The following is an 18981-nucleotide window of genomic DNA, read 5'->3' as shown; positions in this document are numbered from 1 at the left end:
TCAACTCCTCTGTGAACACGAGCGATTGGCTGTGCTCCTCCATTAGAGGCCCGCCGACCGCCCCCGTCATCGCCCTGCAGGGCCAGTTCGGGGTAAACCTCCCGGGTACACCGACCCTGAGAAGGCCTCAGGGTTGACTCCTCCGAACGTACGACACCTGGCGTAGGGTCGCGCCATGGACGGAACCGCCATGGACGCAAGCACCCCCCCGACCGCTAACGCGATGCGGCGCGCCCTGCGCCGCGCCCGGGACGGCGTCGCCCTCGACGTGACCGAGGCCGCCGTGCTGCTCCAGGCCAGAGGCGAGGACCTGAGCGACCTCTGTGCCGGCGCCGCCCGGGTCCGAGACGCCGGGCTGGCGGCGGCCGGGCGGCCCGGCGTCATCACCTACTCCAAGAGCGTCTTCATCCCGCTCACCCGGCTCTGCCGCGACAAGTGCCACTACTGCACCTTCGTCACCGTCCCCGGCAAGCTGCGCCGCGCCGGCCACGGGATGTTCATGTCCCCCGACGAGGTGCTGGACGTCGCCCGGCGCGGCGCCGAACTCGGCTGCAAGGAAGCCCTGATCACCCTCGGCGACAAGCCGGAGGACCGCTGGCCCGAGGCCCGCGAGTGGCTCGACGCGCACGGCTACGACGACACCATCGCCTACGTGCGGGCGATGTCGATCCGGATCCTGGAGGAGACCGGCCTGCTCCCGCACCTCAACCCCGGGGTGCTGAGCTGGACGGACTTCCAGCGGCTCAAGCCCGTCTCCGCCTCGATGGGCATGATGCTGGAGACCACCGCCACCCGGCTGTGGAGCGAGCCCGGCGGCCCGCACTTCGGCTCGCCGGACAAGGAGCCGGCCGTCCGGCTGCGGGTGCTGGAGGACGCCGGGCGCAGCTCCGTCCCGTTCACCAGCGGCCTGCTGATCGGCATCGGCGAGACCTACCAGGAGCGCGCCGAGTCGCTGTTCGCGCTGCGCAAGGTCTCCCGCGCCTACCACGGCGTCCAGGAGCTGATCCTGCAGAACTTCCGCGCCAAGCCGGACACGGCGATGCGCGGCATGCCCGACGCCGAACTGGACGAGCTGGTCGCCACCGTGGCGGTGGCCCGGCACCTGATGGGCCCGGCCGCCTGCCTGCAGGCGCCGCCGAACCTGGTGGACGGTGAGTACGGGCGGCTGATCGCGGCCGGCGTCGACGACTGGGGCGGCGTCTCCCCGCTGACCCCCGACCACGTCAACCCCGAGCGCCCGTGGCCGCAGATCGAGCGGCTCGCCGAGCGCTCTGCGGCGGCCGGCTTCGAGCTGCGCGAGCGCCTGGCCGTCTACCCCGAGTACGTGCGGCGCGGCGAGCCCTGGCTGGACCCGCGGGTGCTGCCGCACGTGCGCGCCCTGGCCGACCCGCAGACCGGGCTGGCGAACCCGGACGCGGTGGTCCGCGGCCTGCCCTGGCAGGAGCCCGAGGACCTGCCCGACGCGTACGGGCGGACCGACCTGCACGCCACCATCGACACCGAGGGGCGCACCGGCGACCGCCGGGCCGACTTCGAGGACGTCTACGGCGACTGGGAGGTGCTGCGCGAGCAGGTGCTCGCCGCCGGCGCGCCGGAGCGGCTCGCGGGCGACCTGCGCGAGGCCCTGGCGGTGGCCGCCGACGACCCGACGCGGCTGACCGACGACCAGGCGCTGGCGCTGTTCCACGCGGACGGCCCGGCTCTGGACGCGCTCTGCCGGATCGCCGACGACGTCCGCCGGGACGCCGTCGGGGAGGACGTCACCTACTGCGTCACCCGGAACATCAACTTCACCAACGTCTGCTACACCGGCTGCCGCTTCTGCGCCTTCGCCCAGCGCCGCACCGACGCCGACGCCTACACCCTGTCGCTGCAGCAGGTCGCCGACCGCGCCGCGCAGGCCTGGGAGGTGGGCGCCACCGAGGTCTGCATGCAGGGCGGAATCCACCCGGACCTGCCCGGCACCGCCTACTTCGACATCGCCCGCGCGGTGAAGGAGCGGGTGCCCGGCATCCACGTGCACGCCTTCTCCCCGATGGAGGTGGTCAACGGCGCGACCCGCACCGGCCTGTCCATCCGCGACTGGCTCCAGCGGGCCAAGGAGAACGGCCTGGACAGCATCCCGGGCACCGCCGCCGAGATCCTGGACGACGAGGTCCGCTGGGTGCTCACCAAGGGCAAGCTGCCGGCCGCCACCTGGGTCGAGGTGGTCACCACCGCGCACGAGCTGGGCATCCGCTCCTCGTCCACGATGATGTACGGGCACGTGGACACCCCGGCGCACTGGCTCGGGCACCTGCGGCTGCTCGCCGGGATCCAGCAGCGCACCGGTGGCTTCACCGAGTTCGTGACCCTGCCGTTCATCCACACCAACGCGCCGGTTTACCTGGCCGGCATCGCCCGGCCCGGCCCGACCGCCCGGGACAACCGCGCGGTGGTCGCGATGGCCCGGCTGCTGCTGCACCCGCACATCCCCAACATCCAGACCAGCTGGGTCAAGCTGGGCGCGGAGGGCGCCGCCGAGATGCTCCGCTCGGGCGCCAACGACCTGGGCGGCACGCTGATGGAGGAGACCATCTCGCGGATGGCCGGTTCGGCGTACGGGAGTTACAAGTCGGTGCGGGACCTCCAGGCGATCGCCGAGGCGGCGGGCCGCCCGCACCGCCAGCGCACCACCACCTACGGCGAGGTGCCGGCCGAGCGCCGGGCGGCGGCGCTGGCCTCGGACGGGCACCTGCCGGAGCTGCTGCCGGTCGTGGACTGATCCCGGCGGCGTGGCCGCCCGGGGCGCCGGACGGCGGGGTTGCAACAGTGTGTTGAAGTGCTGGTGTTCGAGGTGGCTCGTCGATACGTTCGAACCTTCGAATACAGTGCCAGGGCGCGCGACCGGCCGAGCGTCGCGCGGCCCCCTGCCCCGACGAAAGGCGCCCCGTCGTGATGCCACTGTGGTCACGCGCCCAGCAGCAGGACTTCCGCAGCCGGGTGCGGGGCTGTCTGCTCGGCGGTGCCATCGGCGACGCGCTCGGCGCCGGCGTCGAGTTCGAGCCGCTGGAGAAGATCCGCGCCCAGCACGGCCCGCAGGGCGTCACCGGGTACGTCCCCGCGTACGGGCGCACCGGCGCCGTCACCGACGACACCCAGCTCACCCTGTTCACCGTCGACGGCCTGATCCGCGCCCACATCCGGCGCGACACCGGCAGCTGGCACCCGCCCACCGACCTGCACCTGGCCTACCTGCGCTGGGCCGCCAGCCAGCGCGACTGGGGCCCCGACGAGCGCCGCCCCGACCTCGGCTGGCTCGGCCGCGAGGAGTGGCTGTACGCCCAGCGCGCCCCCGGCCAGGGCTGCCTGTCCGGCCTCTCCGGAGCCGAGGGCGAGCGTCTCGGCACCCTGGAGCGGCCCAAGAACCCGCACTCCAAGGCCTGCGGCACGGTGGTGCGGGCGGCGCCGTTCGGGCTGCTCACCACCTGGGAGCCGGGCCTGGTGTTCCAACTCGCGGTGGAGTGCGCGGTGCTCACCCACGGGCACCCCACCGGCTACCTCGCGGCCGGCGCGTTCGCGGTGATCGTCCACAGCGTGGCCCGCGGCGGCACCCTGGAGGAGGGCGTCCACCTCGCCCTGGCCCTGCTCTCCGAGCGGCAGGCGCACGAGGAGACCACCGCCGCGCTGCGGGCCGCGCTGGACGCCGTCCGGGCCGGCGAGCCGTCCGCCGACCGGGTCGAGGCGCTGGGGGAGGGCTGGGTCGCCGAGGAGGCACTGGCGATCGGGGTCTACTGCGCACTCGTCGCGCACGACGTGCGCTCGGGCCTGCTGCTCGCGGTCAACCACTCCGGGGACAGCGACTCCACCGGCGCGATCTGCGGGAACCTGCTCGGGGTGCTGCACGGTGACACCGCGCTGCCGTCCGGGCTGGTGGCCGGGCTGGAGGGGCGCGGCGCGATCCTCGAACTGGCCGACGACTTCGTGCTGGAGCTGATGCACGGCGCCGAACTGCACGACCCGCGGACCCCGGAGGGGCTGATCTGGTCCGGCCGGTACCCGGTGGTGCGCTGAGACCATCAGGTGGTGCGCCGAACGGGAGCGGTGCGAACGACAGTTGCCCGTAGCGTCGGCCGCCGCCGGAGAGGGCGACGGCCACCGCTACGGGCAACTGGACCGAGCACGGAGCCGGATCGGGGTCCCGCGGCCTTGCTGAGGGACCGGATCGGGGGGCCGGACCGGGGGCTGGATCGGGGCCTGACGAGGGGCCGGATCAGGGGCCGCCGAACGCCCCCGCGGCCGTGGCGCTCGCGAACGCGTTCCAGGCCTCGGCGGAGAAGCGGAGCTGCGGTCCCTGAGGGTCCTTCGAGTCCCGTACCGCCACCGCCCCGGCGGCCGGCCTGGCGATCTCCACACAAGCGCCGTTGCCGCCGCTGTGACTGCTCTTGCGCCAGCGGGTTCCGTGCTCGGAGGTGGTGCTCATCAGTGGTATCCCTCTTCAATCTCAGCTATCAGTGTCCGGCTCTCCGCCACGCCGAGCGCTGCCGCCCTCAGGTAGTCGTACAGACCGGTATAGCGGCGCACGTCCGCGTCCTTCTCCAGGTAGAGATCGCTCGTCACCCCTTCGAAGTAGACAACCGTGGAATCGGCTGACTCGGGGAACTCCAGCAGGGAGAATGTCCCGGTCATGCCGGGGTGGGCACCGGCCGAGAACGGGATCACCTGGATCGTGATGTTCGGCCGCTGGCTCAGCTCCATCATGTGCTTCAGCTGCTGGGCCATCACCTCGCGGCTGCCGACCTCGCGGCGCAGCACCGCCTCGTCTATGACGGTCCACAGGCTGCCCAGCTGGTTCTCGCCCTGGATGCGGTCCTGGCGCTTCATCCGGACCTGCACCCGGCGCTGCACGGCGAGCGCGTCGGTGTCCGGCTGGGTGCCCTCGACGACGGCCTGCGCGTACTGCTCGGTCTGCAGCAGGCCCGGGACGAACGAGGACTCGTACGCGCGGATCGAGGAGGCTTCGGCCTCCAGCCCGATGTAGACGCTGTACGGGGTCGGCATGTCGTTGAAGTCGTGCCACCAGCCGCGCTGGCGCGACTCCTTGGCCATCTCCATGAGGCTGGTGCGCAGCTGCTCGTCGTTCACGAGGTAGACGTCGCAGAGGTCGCGCACGTCGCGCTGGCTGATGCTGCGGCGGCCGTTCTCCAGTCGGCTGATCTTCGACTGGGAGACCATCAGCCGGCCGGCCACCTCCTCCGCGGTCATCCCGAGGCCTTCGCGGAGCTTGCGCAGCTCCGAGCCGAGGCGCCGGCGGCGCACGGTGGGATTGATGTTGGCGGACACGTCGACCTCCGGCCGGACCTCTGGTGATCGTTGGAACGGCAGCCCTCGGAACACTTCGGACATTGGGACCAACCCCCCTGACTTGGAGCAGCATGTCATCTTGGGCCAGGTCGGCGTCAGGAATCACAGGAGCGCAGTAGAACAGATCGTCGGAAAAGCACTTCTGTGAGACGCCGAAGGTCCCCAGGTGGTAATGCGGCTCAGCGGCTCGTACCGGTACGTGCTGTGAGTTGTGCTCCCCGGCGGTGCAGGTGCCGGTGGCACATGCGAGGACAGGGTCCGCCGGGCTCCCCGGGCGGGCCTCGGCGGGTCCTCGGGGACGGCAGAGGGGCGGTCGCCGGGCGACTTCCGTCGCGGGGCGACCGCCCCTCCGTGCTTCTGGTGGTGCGGGTGGTGCGGGTGGTGCACGTCGTGCCGGGTGGCGCGTTGGTGGTGCGTCGGGTCGCTCAGCGCCGTCGGGCGGCGTGAGCGAGGTGGCGCGCGCCGTCGGGCGTGTCGCCAGGCGTGCCGTGCAGGCCGTGCGTGCCGTACGGGCCGTGCGTGCCGCACGGCGGTCGGTACGGGGTTCGGGACGGCGTTCCGTGCGCCGGGGCGGCCCCGGTCAGCGGACGCCGACCCGTGAGGCGGCGACCCGCCCGGAACCCCGGCCCGCCGCACGGGCGCCGGAGCGGCCGGTGCCGGAGGCGCCGGTCGCGGACCCCTGGGGTGAACGGTTCTGCTGCGCCGGCAGGCCGTTCTGCACGTCCATCACGGCGTGCGCGACCATCCCGCCCAGCGGGTCGTACCGGATCAGGTCGCGCAACCGCGACCGTGAGGACCGGCCCTCGTTGCCCGGGTACAGGTGCTTGCCCAGGCCCACCGAGTGGGCCAGGGCCGCCAGCGCCGCCGTCCGCGGGTCCGGCGGCACGCCGGTGCGGATGGCGGTGTCCAGCCGCTGTTTGATCGCGGCGTTGGTGCAGTCGTCCGACGCCTGGTAGCGGGTCGTCGGCAGCACCCCGCACACCTGGCCCGGCACGGCCGTGACCATGCCGCAGCGCTCCAGGTGCGCCAGGTAGGTCTGCCGCAGCCCCAGTCGGGGCCCGCCGATCCAGTGCGCCGCGCGGACCGGACTGCCGCGTCGGCGCAGCAGTTCCAGTGCGTGGTCCAGAGTCGGGTCGCCGGTCGGCCGTGCGAGCACGACAGCGATCCGGTCTCCCTCCGGTACGATCCGTCCGGCCAGGGACAGCTCGACGAGCTGCGCCCCGGCGAGTCCGAGGTCGAGGGTCTGCGGCTGCGCCGTGGTACCCGTGGTCGGGTCCAAAGCGAGCAGCAAGAGTTCCTCGGGAACAGTTCTGCGGCTCTTGCCCATCCAAGCCTCCCCGCGTGGATGAGAGACAGGGTGACGCCTCTCACACGGGCTTGTCGAGTACGCCTCCGAATCGTGACCTTGCGGTGAAGGCGGGGAACCAGGGGCGGTGGGCCGGGCGTCTGACCGGTGAACGGGCCGCAGCGCGGCCGTGCGACGGCAATAAGCGCCGGTCGGGCGGGGTGTGCGCGGCCGGATCGGCCGTCGGTGGCGGAGACTGTACAGGTACACGGGGCGGGGCGTCGGCTTCCCGAAATCGGGTCTGCCGGTGCCCCGCCGGGCGTTGAGGAGGCTGGGATACGTGGGCGAGTCCCCCGACAGGGTGCTGAGGGACGGCGAGCGGGCGCAGGAGCGCGAACGCGAACGGACCGGGACGGCCGCCGGTGCCGGTGCGGACCCCGACGGCACCGCGGGCCCGGAGGCCGATGCCGCCCCCGGCGACGCGCCGGAGAAGGGGGCCAAGCGCGGCTCGACCGTACAGCTCCGTGTCCGGGATGTGGACAGCAAGACCACGATGCTGCGGCTGCCGGTGGACAGCGCGACCACCGCGCTGCGGCTGCCCGAGGAGCTGACGAAGCCCGCCGCTGCCAGGAATTCCGAGGATGCAGCGGAGGTCGCAGAGACTGCGGAGGCTTCCGCCGCCGCGGACGCAGTGCCCGAGCGGCCCGTCGGCGCCGACCCGCGTCTCGCCATGCGGACGGCCGCGGAGGGCGCGGCAGTCGCGGGGAAGGGTGCGGCGGAGAGCACGGCGGCGGCCGGTGGGAAGAGCGCGGCCGAGGGCGACACGCCGGGGGCGTCCGCGCCCGCCGAGGGCGACGCACGCGAGGCGGACGTGCCTGAGTCCGACGAGCCCGAGTCCGACGAGCCCGAGTCCGACGAGCCCGGGGCGGATGTGCCGGAGGCCGACGCGCTCGGGACTGACGCACCGAAGACTGACGCGCCGAAGGAGGCCGCGGCCGAGTCCGCCGCCCCCGCCGTCCCCGCCGTCCCCGCCGAGTCCGCCGAGTCCGCCGAGTCCGCCGAGTCGGACGGGTCGGCTGAGGCCGATTCGGCTGCCGAGGACCCCGCGTCGGTGAAGCCGGTGAAGTCGGTCGCGTCCGAGAAGCTGGAGAAGCTCGGGCCGCTGCGCGCCCCCGCCGCCCCCGCGGCCGGTACGGTTCCCGAGCCCCCGGTGCCGAGCCCGGTGCCCGAGCCGTCCCCCGTCCCGGATCCGGTGCCCGAGCCGCACCCGGCGCCCAAGCCCGTCCCCGAACCCGAGCCGCAGCCGGGCCCGGAGCCGCTGCCGAAGCCGGCCCCCGTGCCCGAGCCCGGCCCCGCCCCGGCCCCCGAGCCGCTGCCCACCCCCGACCCGCGGCCGGTGCCGCCCGTCCCGCCGCTGCCGAAGCCCGAGCCGCTGCCCGCCCCGGAGCCGCTGACCTCGCCGGAGAACACCGCCGAGGCGATGGATGTCCTGGCGACCCTCAACGCCCGCCCGGTCTCACCGCTGCGCCGCGCGCTCAAGCGGGTCACCATCTGGACGGTCTTCCTGGCCGTGGTGCTCGGCGCGGCGGTGGTGGCCCAGTTGCTGCGCCCGCTGCCGGACGCCAAGGTGCGGCTGACCGCCGCGAGCGGCTTCAGCTTCGGCGGTGACCAGCTCGACCTCGCCTGGCCGGCCAAGGGCCAGTCCGCGGCCGAGGTGGTCGGCGTGGGCAGCCTGGGCAGCTCCGGCCCGGAGACGCCGGCCTCGATCGCCAGCGTCACCAAGGTGATGAACGCCTACCTGATCCTGCAGAAGTTCCCGCTGAAGAAGGGGGAGAGCGGCCCGAAGATCACCGTCGACAAGCAGGCCGCGCAGGAGTCCGGCAACGTCGACGAGTCGAAGGTGCCGCTCACCGAGAACCAGGTGCTCACCGAGTACCAGGCGCTGGAGATGCTGATGCTGCCGTCGGCCAACAACGTGGCCCGGCTGCTCGCCCGCTTCCACTCCGGCTCCGAGGAGGCGTTCGTCAAGCTGATGAACGAGACCGCGGCCAAGTTCGGGATGGGCAACACCACGTACGCGGACCCGGCCGGCTTCAACGCGGACACCAAGAGCACCGCCAAGGACCAGCTGAAGCTGGCCGAGCAGGTCATGCAGGACGAGATCTTCCGCCAGATCGTCTCCACCCCGGACACCACCCTCGGCACCCAGAAGGTCTTCAACACCAACACCCTGATCAACCCGAAGGCCGGGATCATCGGGGTCAAGACCGGCTCCAGCACTCCGGCCGGCGGCTGCCTGATGTGGGCCGCCTACAAGGAGATCGGCGGTGTGAAGCGGCTGATCCTGGGTGTCACCCTGGGGCAGCAGGCCACCTCCTCGGCCCCCGCCGACGGCATCCTCCCGACGGTGCTGAAGGTCAGCGGCAAGCAGATCCAGGCCGCGCAGAACGGCCTGACCGGCCAGACCCTCGCCAAGAAGGGCGACGTCGTCGGCTCCGTCGAGGACGGTCTCGGCGGCAAGGTCCCGGTCGTCGCGACCAAGGACCTCGTGGTGGCCGGTTTCCCCGGCGTCACCGGCACGCTCAGCCTGGACGCGGCGAAGCTCGGCCACACCGCGAAGGCCGGCCAGGAGGTCGGCACGCTGTGGGTGGGCGAGGGCGAGAACCGGGCGACGGTCCCGGTGGCCCTTCAGTCCGACCTGAACCCGCCGTCCATCCAGTCCCGGCTGACCCGCACGCTCTGAACCCGCAACGACGGAGGGGGAGCCGGTTCGCCCGGCTCCCCCTCCGTCGTTCTCCGGGCCCGTCCGTCGCCGTTCTCCGGGCCCCGCGTCAGTTGTCGCGGTCGAGCAGCGCGACCGTGAGCCCGCCGAGCGGCGTCACCTGGTCGGGCGTCCCGTACCGCGTGCGGAGTGCCTGCGCCTGCTCCTCCGGCATGGCGGTCAGCGGGTCCTCGATGTCCCCGAGGACCAGGAGCCAGATCCGTTCCCCCTGCCCCAGGCAGGACTCCGGCTGCGGGCACGGCGCCGGTGACAGGTCCTCCGCGTCATCGGCACTCTGCGCGACGAAGACCGGGTACGGGCGGACGTCCTCCGGCAGGTAGTAGCTGACGCCCGGCCACACCATCGCCCAGGCCTGGTTGCCCAGTGGGGCCGCCATCCCGTCCCCGGACCGGTAGCCGGCCGCGATCACCCCGGCCGCCGCCCGGAACGGCTCCTCCGAGTCGTTGTGCGAGCCCACGTAGCGCACCGCGGGCTGCTCCGGCAGCGCCGCCACGGCCGGGACGGCGAGCAGCCCCAGCGCCAGCAGCCCCGCCGCCGCCCGGGCCGGTCCCGAGGCACGGAAACGTTTCGCCCAGGCCGCCGCCACGCCGTACACCGCGCCGACCCCGCCCCCGGCCAGCACCGCCCACGCGGGCACCGTGAACAGCAGGTACCGCTCTATGAAGTACGAGGTGCCGCCCTGCGACACCACCCACACGCCCACCACCGGCAGCTCCGCGAGCATCAGCGCCTGCCAGGCCTGCACCCGCCGACCCGGCAGCAGCAGCGCCGGCAGCGCCAGCAGGGCGAAGGCGTGGAAGGCCTGATCCGAGCCGAACAGGTGCTCGCCGAAGTGCCTCAGGTCCCAGAGGGACGGCGTATCGATCCAGCCCAGCTGTCGGTCCGACTGCCGGCTGCCCAGCAGCACCACCGGCAGCACCGGCAGTGCCGCCACCCCCACCGCCACCGGGTACTGCCACAGCAGCCGCCGCTCCACCGCCCCGCGCGTGCGCCACAGGTGCAGCAGCACCAGCGGGACCTGCCCGGCCACCGTGCTGAACGAGATCAGGTGCCCGGCGCCGGCCACCGCCATCGCCGCGCAGTACGGCGCCCACCGCCGCCACGTCGGCCGCTCCAGCGCCCGCAGCAGGAACCAGGTGGCCGCCGCGATCGCGCAGGTCACCAGCGCGTACGCGCGCGCCTCCTGCGCGTACCGGGACACCTCCGGCGGCACCGCGAACAGCAGCCCCGCGCCGACCGCCGCCACCCGGTTGCCGAACAGCCGCTCGGCGGTCAGCGCCACGAACGCGGCCGCCCCCGCCATCGCCAGCACGGACGGTATTCGCAGCGCCATCACGGAGTCGCCGAACACCGCGGTCCAGCCGTGCATCAGCAGGTAGTACGCGCCGTTGCTGGCGTCTATGTGCTGCAGCAGGCTCAGCAGGTCGCCCAGCGACCGGGTGGCCGCCGTCCAGGTCGCCATCTCGTCCCGCCACAGCTCCGGCGTCCCCAGCCGGTACCCGCCCACCGCCAGCATCACCACCGCGGGCCACACCCACACCTGCCCCAGCAGTCGCACCACCGGGTGCCCAGCAGGTCTCATCGGGTCCTTCGTCTCCTTCGCGCGGCGGGACAGGGCGGGTCGAACACTTCCCGGCAGGCTACTGGACCTCCCCTGACCCCCCGTCGGCACCCGCACCCCCAACCGCCACCCTCGCCACCAGGCCTGTTGGAGCCGGCTTCCTACAGCCAGCCAGCCTGGGCGACAGGCGGCGCCGGCCTGAGCACCGACCACGCCGACCCGTACCCGTCGCCGACCGTGCCGGTGAGCAAGGCCGGCGACCTCTTCCACGCGACGCGCCTGGTGGACGGGAACCGGACGTCCTTCAGTCCGCTGGACGGCTACGCCGGCTCGGCGCGGTTCGCGGCCCGGGCCGAGGCGATCGCCGGCATGCCGAACGGCGACGCGCAGCTCACAGCGGTGGGCGACGATGGCATGGTGTACCACAACGCCCTTTATGCCTCCGGAAGTTGGCAGGGAGGGTGGAACACCTCCTCCGGCGGGCAGAAGGCCGCCATCGCCGGCATGAAGGACGGCGGCGCCCAGATGGTCGTCTCCCGCAGCTGAGCGTGGCCTCCGTCGGCCGCACTCGCGGTGAACGGCGAGTGCGGCGCGACCGCTGCCCGCATGGACCGATCCCGAGCCGCCCGCCGGAACGGTCGACCCCGACCCCGACCCCGACCCCGAGACACGGGCCCGGTGCCGGCTGCTGCTTCCGCCCGCCCACGGAGGAACTCGCCGCGTTCCCGCTCACCGGCTGACCGGCCCGGATCGGCCGGCCTCACAACCTCAGCGCCCGCCAGATCCCCGATCCGGTACTCTGTGGATCGAGCGTCCAGGCGGGCGTCTCAGTACGCCCAACAGGCGAACGCAGGCCTCCCCGCCGTCCCGATGCTCACCGCCTTGTCGGCAGCCTTGCGACCGGCTCGCTCACGCGAGTTCCGCGCAGGGTTTCGGACAAGCCCCGCCTCAGTAGCTCAGGGGATAGAGCACGGCTCTCCTAAAGCCGGTGTCGCAGGTTCGAATCCTGCCTGGGGCACAGAGAACCTGCAGGTCAGGGGCCCCTCGCCGGAGTCGGCGAGGGGCCCCTGCGGCTTCCGGCGCGGATTCGGCGGGGGTCGGGCCGCCGTGGGCAGGGCGGCGTGCTCCGGCGCGGCCGGCTGGGCAGGGGCGGCCGCCCGTCCACGAGCCGACGACCCGCCGCCGGGCGGATCACCTGCCCGTCCCGGGTGGCCGTTGGCACCCTCGTCGGCGCCGACGGCATCGGCCAGGCCTCTGCGGTGCCGATCGAGGCGACGAGCCCGGCGTCGGATGTTCGGTGACCGGCACCGCGCAGCGGCCGCCACTGCCTCGCGGCAGGGCACGGGGCACCTGGGGTCGGTTTCCTCGGCCGGGTGCCATCGGCCCCGGATATCCCAACCGGCATGCCTCGATGCGGTGTTCACGCCTAAGGCGGCCTGCGGGGTCGAGCGGCGCAGGCCGGGGCCGACGGTCGGTGATCCCCGCAGTGGATCAGGCCGGCCCGGCGCAGTGCGCCCGGCCGCGATCCGCATCCGGCGAGGTTCCGGCGGCGCGGCGGGCTTCGTCACCCCGGCCGACGGGGTCGGCCCGATGGCGGGCGCTCCCGGCAGCCCCGCCGGCCGTAGGTCGCCCCCCCGCAGGTCCCCGTCCTCCTCGGCCCCGCCGGGCCCCGCCGGGCCCCGCCGGGCGGACGACGTGGCGCTCGAAGGCCGCTTCCGTGGCTGCCGGCGCGGCGGCGGCCTTGTCGTGGGCGGGGTCGACCCGTCTCGTCGCGTCGGCGGCGCCGGGCGTCCTGCCGCCAAAGGGATGGGCCTGCGTCAGATAATCACACTAATGGCCCCAGTGTTCGTCAACTGGCCTTTTTTTCACGCGACTTGATGGAGTTGCGGCCCGGTCCGGGGGTCGATGTGACGGGCCGATGCACCCCGTTTGGCCCTCTTTCGATATGCCCGAAATGACACCGATTGGGGCGGTAAGTACGTTCAATCTCGGGTCGGCTGCTCAGTCGACACATCACCTGAAATGTAGGAGAAGTTCCATGAAGATCAACCGCGTTGCCGCCACCGCCGCCGCCATCGGAGTCGCGGCCCTGGCCGTGACCGGCGTGACGTACGCGTCGGCTGCCTCCGAGCCGATGGCCCCGCAGGCTTCCGTGCGGCAGGTGGCTGCCGCTCCCCAGGTGGCTGCCGCTCCCGCCCAGCTCCCCGCCGGTGGTGGGCAGCAGGTCGCTGCTCCGGCCGAGCTGCCCGCCGACGGCGGCGCCGCCGGCGGGAAGGGCAACGAGGGGCGCAACGAGGGGCGCAACGAGGGGCACGGCGAGAAGCGCCACGAGGAGGGCCGCATCCACATCAACGAGCGGACCTACTCCGCGCACTCGGGCGGCTGCATCACCGTGGTCAGCGGCCTGGGTGCCAAGACCCTGAACATCCGCAACGACAGCCACAAGACCGTCGAGGTGTTCCGCGGGGCGGTCTGCGACAACGGCGCCCCCATCGCCACCGTCGGGCCGCGCAGCACCAGCGACGGCGTGAAGGTCCACCACACCAAGGGCATCCGGGTCAAGGACGGTGTCGTGGGCAGCTTCCGCGTGGTCGAGCACTACCGCTGAGTCGACTGGCCAGCTGCGTCGACTGAATGACGTGGAGCCCCGAGGGGTCAGCTCGGGGCTCCAGTCCGGCCCCCGCCACCGGGCGGGGCGCCCTCCCGACCAGTATCCGATAGATCCAACACGATGCGCAGACGCTGCCAGGGCTCCGGTCACCGGGCCCTGGTAGGTCTTTTCCCGGCCGGCCCGCAGCTCGCGCTCCCCGGAGCAGCTGCGGGCCCGATGCGTGCGATCCGCCGCAGGGCCGGTGCGGGAGCGGTCCGCCGGGGGCCGAAGGAGTGAGGATATGTCAGATGATCACCCTTAAGGGCTAGTCGGACCGTCAACCTGCCCACGGTTCACCTATCGTGGTCATTCGCCACCCCTCCGAGTCCGACGGCACGCGGGTGTGGCGGGTACCCCGTTCGGCTCTTTGAAGCCAATCATTCGATATGTCTGCCATGGAAGTCGCGGGGGCGGTCAGTACGTTCAGTCGTGCGCCGGCTGCCCGGTCGGCCTCTCCGAGACGGGAGAAGTTGCATGACGATGACCTGCTCCGCGGCGGTCACCGCGGCCATCGCGGCGGCCGCGGCCCTGGCCGCGACCGGCATCACCTACGCCTCGGCGGCGGCCTCCCGGCCGATGGCTCAACCGGCTTCGGCACAGCAGCCGGACGCTTTGGTCGAGGCGCTCTCCGACGGCATCCTCGGATGGGATGACAAGGGCGACGGGTACGAGAGCAGGGGTGACGGGGGCCGAAGGTTCCCCGAGCAGGGCAGGGTCCGCATCAACGAGAGGTCGTACTCCGCCTACCCGGGCGACTGCATCACCGTGATCAGCGGCCTGGGCGCCAAGAGCCTGAACATCCGCAACGACAGCCGCCGCACCGTCGAGCTCTACCCCGGCGCGGTCTGCGACAGCGGCGCCCCCATCGCCACCGTCGGGCCGGGCGGGTCCAGCGACGGCGTGATCCCGCCGCCCATCGAGGGCATCTCGGTGCTCCACGGCGTGGTGGGCAGCTTCCGGGTGGTCGGACCCTCGAAGGGTTTTGCGCGGCCGCCGAGATAGCCGGACCGTCGGCGCTCCGGCGCAATCGGATGCCGGGCCATCACATCGAACCTGCACGCCCGCTCGCCGGATCGTGCAACACCCTTGAATGCGGAAGCCCCATCTCCGCCACGAGGATCTGCTGGATCTCGCCGTCGGTGAGGGTGCGCGTGACGGTGGTGCCGTCCGCGCGGGTCACGGTCAGCTCCTCGCCGCTGAGTGACCGGTGCGCGTCGGGGCTGGTGCGCTGGACGTGGATGCGGCTGTGGAAGGGGGAGTTGGGGTAGGTGGCGATGTACCAGTTGGCCACGGTGATGTCGGAGTGCTCGGCCGGTTCGGTGGTGAAGGCGTACTGGGAGGCCCAGCCGTCGGGGCCGTGCGCTTGCAGGGTCCAGGTCTCCAGTCGCCCGGCCCGGTCGTCGCCGGTGCGCAGCAGGCGGTGGCCGCGGTTGTCGGCCCAGTGCTCCGCGTCGGGGGTGAGCGGGACGGGCCGGGTGAGCGCGCCGATCGCGCCGAAGCCGACGTCGGCGAGGTAGGGGGCGGGACGGCCGGGCACGTCCACCAGGAGGGCCATGTGCGTGCGGGGGCGGGTCGCGGGATCGCCGGTGCCCAGGACGACCCGGCCGGTCAGGTAGCGGAGCGTCAGGCCGGTCGCCCGCAGGGCGGCGGCCAGCAGGAGGTTCTGCTCGTAGCAGTAGCCGCCCCGGCGGTCCTCGACGAGCTTCTTCTGGAGGTCGTCGAGGGCCAGGGACGGCACGATGCCGTGCACCGGGTCGAGGTTCTCGAACGGGATCGACATGACATGGGCCCGGTGCACGTTGCACAGCGTCTCGATGTCGGCACCGACCGGTCCCGGATGCCCGATGCGAGCGAGATACGCGTCGAGGCGGAATCCGGGGGCGTCGGTCTGCTGTGTGTGGGTGTTCATCCGTCCACTCTTCTCCGGTGTCAAGCGGCTCGGCCGCTGTCTGGTCGGTCCTGTGCGTCGCGGGCTGTGTGCTACCGCTGGTAGGCGGCCGAGATCTGACCCGCCAGGACCGCGAACGGCATGTCCGGTGCGGCGTACACGGGGGCGGCCTCGGGTGCGGAGAGGGCGGGCAGGGCCGCGCAGACCTCCAGGGACACGCCGGCGAAGATCAGCTTCCGGGTGCGGAGGAGCGGCCGGGCCGGAGGTCGAATGGTTCAGCCCAGGGTGAAGCGCGTGCGCGGGGCGACCGGGCGGGTGCCGGCCTCGGCCAGGTCGGCGAGCAGGGTCTCGGTCTCCCGGGCGGTGCGCAGCACGGCCGGGTCGAGGTCGACGACGACGAGTTCACGCTGGTCCTCGCCCGCCTCGGCGAGCAGTCGTCCGTCCGGGGCCCACACCGCGCTGCCGCCACAGGTGTGCCAGCCGCCGGTGTGGCCGATGTGGTTGGCGAGCACCGTGTAGAGGGTGTTGTCGAGCGCGCGGGCCGGGAACCAGGTGCGGGACTCGTGGTGGCCGTGGCCCATGCTGAACAGCGCGCCGACCAGGTAGGCGTGGCAGCCGTCGAGTGCGGCGGCGCGGGCGTGCTCTGGGAAGCCCGAGTCGTAGCAGATGCCGAGGCCGAGCCGCCAGCCGTCCAGCTCCAGGGTGCAACCGGCCGTCCCGGGGCGGTAGTAGGCGCGTTCGGTCTTGAACAGGTACTGCTTGTCGTAGCGGGTGACGAAGCCGCCGTCCGGGCCGAGGACGAGGGCGGAGACGCGCAGGTCGTCGCCGTCCTGTACGGCGGCGCCGACGATCGCGGCGGTGCCGGTCTCGCGGCAGGCTTCGGCGATCGGTGCGAGGCGCGGATCGCCGGGCTGGACGGCGCACTTGAGCGGGTCGGTGCGGATCAGCTCGGGCTCGTAGCCGGAGAGGAACTTCTCGGCGAACAGCACCAGGCGGGCGTCGGCCTCGGCGGCCTCGCGGATCAACTCGGCGGCCTGGGCGGCGTTGGCGGCCACGTCGCCGGCCACGGCCTGGGCCTGGACGGTGGCGATCCGCAGCCGGCGCTCGGGGTAACGGGCGGCGGCGGGAACCGTGGTGAGAGGCATGGCCGTCACGCTATCGGACGGCTCCCGGCGGCCGCGGAGGACCTCAGTGGACGGCCTCGTCCGGGCGGTCGGTGGCGGTGCCGCCCAGCGGCTCGGTGCCGCGCGACGACCGGACCGACGGCACGGTGATCCGCTGAACCCTGGGTCTGGTGCGCCAGTTGACCCGCCGTACGTCACGGGCCAGCGCGCCCGGCCGCCAGAGTTCGACGACGGCGGTGACGGCGCCCAGCACCATCCCGGCGGCCAGCCAGCCGGCGAGCACGTCGCTCGGCCAGTGGACCCCGAGGGCGATCCGGGTCCAACCGATGGTCAGCACCGTCGCCGTGGCCACCGTGCAGGCGGCGATCCGGCCGCGTCGGTGGACCCGGTACCAGACCAGGCCGACCAGCACCGCGCAGGTGATCGCCGAGGCCATGGCGTGCCCGGAGGGGAAGGCCGGGCCGCCGGCGTGCGAGACCGGGTCGGTGAAGGAGGGGCGCTGGCGGCCGATGGCCAGCTTCAGCGCCCACAGAGCGCCCCAGCCGACCAGGGTCTGGGCGGCCACCCAGCCGGCCAGCACCCGGGCGCCGATCAGCCAGAGCCAGACGGCCGCGATGCCGAGCAGTGTACGCATCGTGACCGTGCCGCCGATGTCGGAGAGCGTCTGCACCGAGGCGGTCCAGATCCGGTGCTGCCGGGCGAAGGTGTGCAGTTCGCCGATCCAGCTCTGGTCGAGCTGTTCCAGCGGGTGCCAGTGCCGGGTCACCAGTGCGGCCAGGAGGCCGAACAGCACGGCACAGACCACCGCGAGCGCCGAATCCCGCAGAAGGCGGCGGTGACGCGCAGTGATGGAGGGCGAGCTGTTGGTCAGGTGCATGGCTGACACCTTCCCAGTGTCCCGGGTCGATCGGGAGCCGGAGTGATAGCGATTCGGCATCGTTTGTGGGGAGAACCTGCGTGCGCCGGGGTGCGGGCGCGGGCGGGCGCCGGGGGCGCGCGGGAACGCGCGCGTTCGTTCGCGGGTTCATCCAGTGCGGCGGCGGACGCGTGTGCGGCAAGTGAAGGAAACGCTCCGAAGTGGTCGGGGAATTGGCACTGAAAGTGCTCGGTAGGTCACCCAGTGTCCATATCCGGAGTGAAAACCGGCAGGATACTGCATAGTCGGGAAGAATCTGAGTGACTTGGGAATGTTGTCCGGATTCTGTTCGTTGGATCGTTACGTGTGAGCCCCGAGGGGCCCGCACTTCTTGCCCTCTCGGGGGGCAGGCAGGCAGACCTCGGCAATTCCAGCAAAGGGAGCAAGCATGGCCACCCGTGCCGTCGTTCGCGACAGGGCCGACCGGACTCGCGCGGCCCGCCCGACCAACTTCGAGGCCGACCGTGACCTGGTCGGCATGTACCTCGACGAGATCGCCAGGACACCCCTGCTCGATGCCGCCGAGGAGGTCGAGCTCTCGCTGCGGATCGAGGCCGGCGTGTACGCCCAGCACCTGCTGGCGGAGGGCGAGTTCCCCGACGGTGTCACCCGCGAGGAACTGGAGGCGATAGCCGAGGACGCCGAGCGCGCCAAGGACGTCTTCATCCGCTCCAACCTCCGGCTCGTGGTGGCGGTCGCCCGCCGGTACCCGCGCAGCGGCCTCCCGCTCCTGGACCTCATCCAGGAGGGCAACGCGGGTCTGGTGCGCGCCGTCGAGAAGTTCGACTACGCCAAGGGTTTCAAGTTCTCCACCTATGCCACCTGGTGGATCCGGCAGGCGATCACCCGGTCGATCGCCGACCAGTCCCGCACCATCCGGCTGCCCGTGCACCTGGTCGAGGAGCTGGGGCGGATCCGGCGGGTGCAGCGGGAGAAGTCCAAGGAGCTGGGCCGCGAGGCCGAGCCGGCCGAGATCGCGGCCGAGTTGGACACCACCGAGGCCCGGATCAAGGACGTGCTGGACTGGGCCCGGGATCCGGTCAGCCTCAACATGGCGGTCGACGACGAGGGCGAGACCCAGTTCGGCGACCTGGTCGAGGACACCGGGGCGACGTCCCCCGAGGACGCCGTGATGGTCATGCTCCGCCGTGAGGAGCTGGACGACCTGATCGGGCGGCTGGACGACCGTACGGCCTCGATCATCCGCTCCCGCTACGGGATGGAGGACGGCCGCGAGCGCACCCTCACCGAGGTGGGCAAGCAGCACGGCCTCACCCGCGAGCGGATCCGCCAGATCGAGAAGCACGCGCTGGCCGAGCTGAAGAAGATCGCCGACCACGCGGGCTTCGAGGCCGCCTGAGGGGCCGCCCGGGGGACTCGTCCGAGGGAGTGCCTGCGGGCCTGCGAGGCGCTCCGGGCGGCCGCCCGTGAG

15 protein-coding genes and 1 tRNA gene are annotated in these 18981 nt (G+C 72.7%); 8 read left to right on the top strand and 8 right to left on the bottom strand.

The window, feature by feature from the left end; translation table 11 throughout:
• Positions 1 to 190: 190 nt before the first annotated feature.
• Positions 191 to 2764, top strand: a complete 2574-nt coding sequence (locus tag ACIOJE_RS26690) for a bifunctional FO biosynthesis protein CofGH (protein WP_280678529.1) — start codon at positions 191 to 193, stop codon at positions 2762 to 2764.
• Positions 2765 to 2937: 173 nt separating this feature from the next.
• Positions 2938 to 4053: an ADP-ribosylglycohydrolase family protein gene (locus ACIOJE_RS26685; protein WP_280678527.1), complete on the top strand. Its 1116-nt coding sequence runs from the start codon at positions 2938 to 2940 to the stop codon at positions 4051 to 4053.
• 199 nt (positions 4054 to 4252) lie between these two features.
• On the opposite strand, the gene ACIOJE_RS26680 is transcribed toward ACIOJE_RS26685, so the two are convergent.
• From ACIOJE_RS26680 to ACIOJE_RS26670, 3 genes are all read right to left on the bottom strand, one after another.
• Positions 4253 to 4462, bottom strand: a complete 210-nt coding sequence (locus ACIOJE_RS26680; protein WP_280678521.1) for a DUF397 domain-containing protein — start codon at positions 4460 to 4462, stop codon at positions 4253 to 4255.
• Positions 4462 to 5322, bottom strand: a complete 861-nt coding sequence (locus ACIOJE_RS26675; RefSeq protein WP_400779340.1) for a helix-turn-helix domain-containing protein — start codon at positions 5320 to 5322, stop codon at positions 4462 to 4464. The genes ACIOJE_RS26680 and ACIOJE_RS26675 overlap by 1 nt, the downstream gene beginning before the upstream one ends.
• 601 nt (positions 5323 to 5923) lie before the next feature.
• Positions 5924 to 6670 carry a GPP34 family phosphoprotein gene (locus ACIOJE_RS26670; protein ID WP_280678517.1) on the bottom strand — a complete coding sequence of 249 codons (747 nt, stop codon included), beginning with the start codon at positions 6668 to 6670 and terminating at the stop codon, positions 5924 to 5926.
• A 298-nt stretch (positions 6671 to 6968) separates the two neighbouring features.
• Between ACIOJE_RS26670 and ACIOJE_RS26665 the strand changes: the two genes are divergently transcribed.
• Complete coding sequence (locus tag ACIOJE_RS26665) at positions 6969 to 9371, top strand: hypothetical protein (protein ID WP_400779338.1); 2403 nt, start codon at positions 6969 to 6971, stop codon at positions 9369 to 9371.
• A gap of 88 nt (positions 9372 to 9459) precedes the next feature.
• On the opposite strand, the gene ACIOJE_RS26660 is transcribed toward ACIOJE_RS26665, so the two are convergent.
• Positions 9460 to 10992: a glycosyltransferase family 39 protein gene (locus ACIOJE_RS26660; RefSeq protein WP_280678513.1), complete on the bottom strand. Its 1533-nt coding sequence runs from the start codon at positions 10990 to 10992 to the stop codon at positions 9460 to 9462.
• Between the two features lie 126 nt (positions 10993 to 11118).
• Between ACIOJE_RS26660 and ACIOJE_RS26655 the strand changes: the two genes are divergently transcribed.
• From ACIOJE_RS26655 to ACIOJE_RS26640, 4 genes are all read left to right on the top strand, one after another.
• Positions 11119 to 11517 (top strand): hypothetical protein, encoded by a 399-nt coding sequence (locus ACIOJE_RS26655; protein WP_280678511.1) that lies wholly within the window; start codon positions 11119 to 11121, stop codon positions 11515 to 11517.
• Positions 11518 to 11916: 399 nt separating this feature from the next.
• Positions 11917 to 11989, top strand: a tRNA-Arg gene (locus tag ACIOJE_RS26650).
• A 1020-nt stretch (positions 11990 to 13009) separates the two neighbouring features.
• Entirely contained in the window at positions 13010 to 13579 is a 570-nt protein-coding gene (locus ACIOJE_RS26645) for a hypothetical protein (protein WP_280678510.1), read from the top strand.
• Between the two features lie 516 nt (positions 13580 to 14095).
• Positions 14096 to 14623 carry a hypothetical protein gene (locus ACIOJE_RS26640; protein WP_280678508.1) on the top strand — a complete coding sequence of 176 codons (528 nt, stop codon included), beginning with the start codon at positions 14096 to 14098 and terminating at the stop codon, positions 14621 to 14623.
• A 40-nt stretch (positions 14624 to 14663) separates the two neighbouring features.
• On the opposite strand, the gene ACIOJE_RS26635 is transcribed toward ACIOJE_RS26640, so the two are convergent.
• The 4 genes from ACIOJE_RS26635 to ACIOJE_RS26620 form a co-directional block, all read right to left on the bottom strand.
• Positions 14664 to 15530: an arylamine N-acetyltransferase gene (locus tag ACIOJE_RS26635; protein ID WP_400779334.1), complete on the bottom strand. Its 867-nt coding sequence runs from the start codon at positions 15528 to 15530 to the stop codon at positions 14664 to 14666.
• Between the two features lie 71 nt (positions 15531 to 15601).
• On the bottom strand, positions 15602 to 15727 hold the full coding sequence (locus tag ACIOJE_RS26630) for a hypothetical protein (RefSeq protein WP_280678504.1): 126 nt from the start codon (positions 15725 to 15727) through the stop codon (positions 15602 to 15604).
• Positions 15728 to 15784: 57 nt separating this feature from the next.
• Positions 15785 to 16654, bottom strand: coding sequence for a carbon-nitrogen hydrolase family protein (locus tag ACIOJE_RS26625; protein WP_400779332.1), 870 nt, complete (start codon positions 16652 to 16654; stop codon positions 15785 to 15787).
• Positions 16655 to 16697: 43 nt separating this feature from the next.
• Complete coding sequence (locus tag ACIOJE_RS26620) at positions 16698 to 17510, bottom strand: phosphatase PAP2 family protein (protein WP_400779330.1); 813 nt, start codon at positions 17508 to 17510, stop codon at positions 16698 to 16700.
• Between the two features lie 427 nt (positions 17511 to 17937).
• On the opposite strand from ACIOJE_RS26620, the gene ACIOJE_RS26615 reads away from it, so the two are divergent.
• Positions 17938 to 18909 carry a sigma-70 family RNA polymerase sigma factor gene (locus ACIOJE_RS26615; protein ID WP_280678498.1) on the top strand — a complete coding sequence of 324 codons (972 nt, stop codon included), beginning with the start codon at positions 17938 to 17940 and terminating at the stop codon, positions 18907 to 18909.
• The last annotated feature ends 72 nt before the right edge of the window (positions 18910 to 18981 follow it).

Origin of the sequence: Kitasatospora sp. NPDC087861, assembly GCF_044742585.1 — a bacterium.
In the GTDB taxonomy this organism is placed as follows: domain Bacteria; phylum Actinomycetota; class Actinomycetes; order Streptomycetales; family Streptomycetaceae; genus Kitasatospora.
The sequence above is the reverse complement of the archived record's forward strand: the minus strand, read 5'-3'. Positions and strand labels throughout refer to the sequence as shown.

Excerpts from the sequence above, each read along its gene's own strand:
- ACIOJE_RS26690 (WP_280678529.1), top strand. The coding sequence starts at position 191 with ATGGACGCAAGCACCCCCCCGACCGCTAACGCGATGCGGCGCGCCCTG.
- ACIOJE_RS26685 (WP_280678527.1), top strand. The coding sequence starts at position 2,938 with ATGCCACTGTGGTCACGCGCCCAGCAGCAGGACTTCCGCAGCCGGGTG.
- ACIOJE_RS26680 (WP_280678521.1), bottom strand. The coding sequence starts at position 4,462 with ATGAGCACCACCTCCGAGCACGGAACCCGCTGGCGCAAGAGCAGTCAC.
- ACIOJE_RS26670 (WP_280678517.1), bottom strand. The coding sequence starts at position 6,670 with ATGGGCAAGAGCCGCAGAACTGTTCCCGAGGAACTCTTGCTGCTCGCT.
- ACIOJE_RS26660 (WP_280678513.1), bottom strand. The coding sequence starts at position 10,992 with ATGAGACCTGCTGGGCACCCGGTGGTGCGACTGCTGGGGCAGGTGTGG.
- ACIOJE_RS26645 (WP_280678510.1), top strand. The coding sequence starts at position 13,010 with ATGAAGATCAACCGCGTTGCCGCCACCGCCGCCGCCATCGGAGTCGCG.
- ACIOJE_RS26640 (WP_280678508.1), top strand. The coding sequence starts at position 14,096 with ATGACGATGACCTGCTCCGCGGCGGTCACCGCGGCCATCGCGGCGGCC.
- ACIOJE_RS26635 (WP_400779334.1), bottom strand. The coding sequence starts at position 15,530 with ATGAACACCCACACACAGCAGACCGACGCCCCCGGATTCCGCCTCGAC.
- ACIOJE_RS26625 (WP_400779332.1), bottom strand. The coding sequence starts at position 16,654 with ATGCCTCTCACCACGGTTCCCGCCGCCGCCCGTTACCCCGAGCGCCGG.
- ACIOJE_RS26620 (WP_400779330.1), bottom strand. The coding sequence starts at position 17,510 with ATGCACCTGACCAACAGCTCGCCCTCCATCACTGCGCGTCACCGCCGC.
- ACIOJE_RS26615 (WP_280678498.1), top strand. The coding sequence starts at position 17,938 with ATGGCCACCCGTGCCGTCGTTCGCGACAGGGCCGACCGGACTCGCGCG.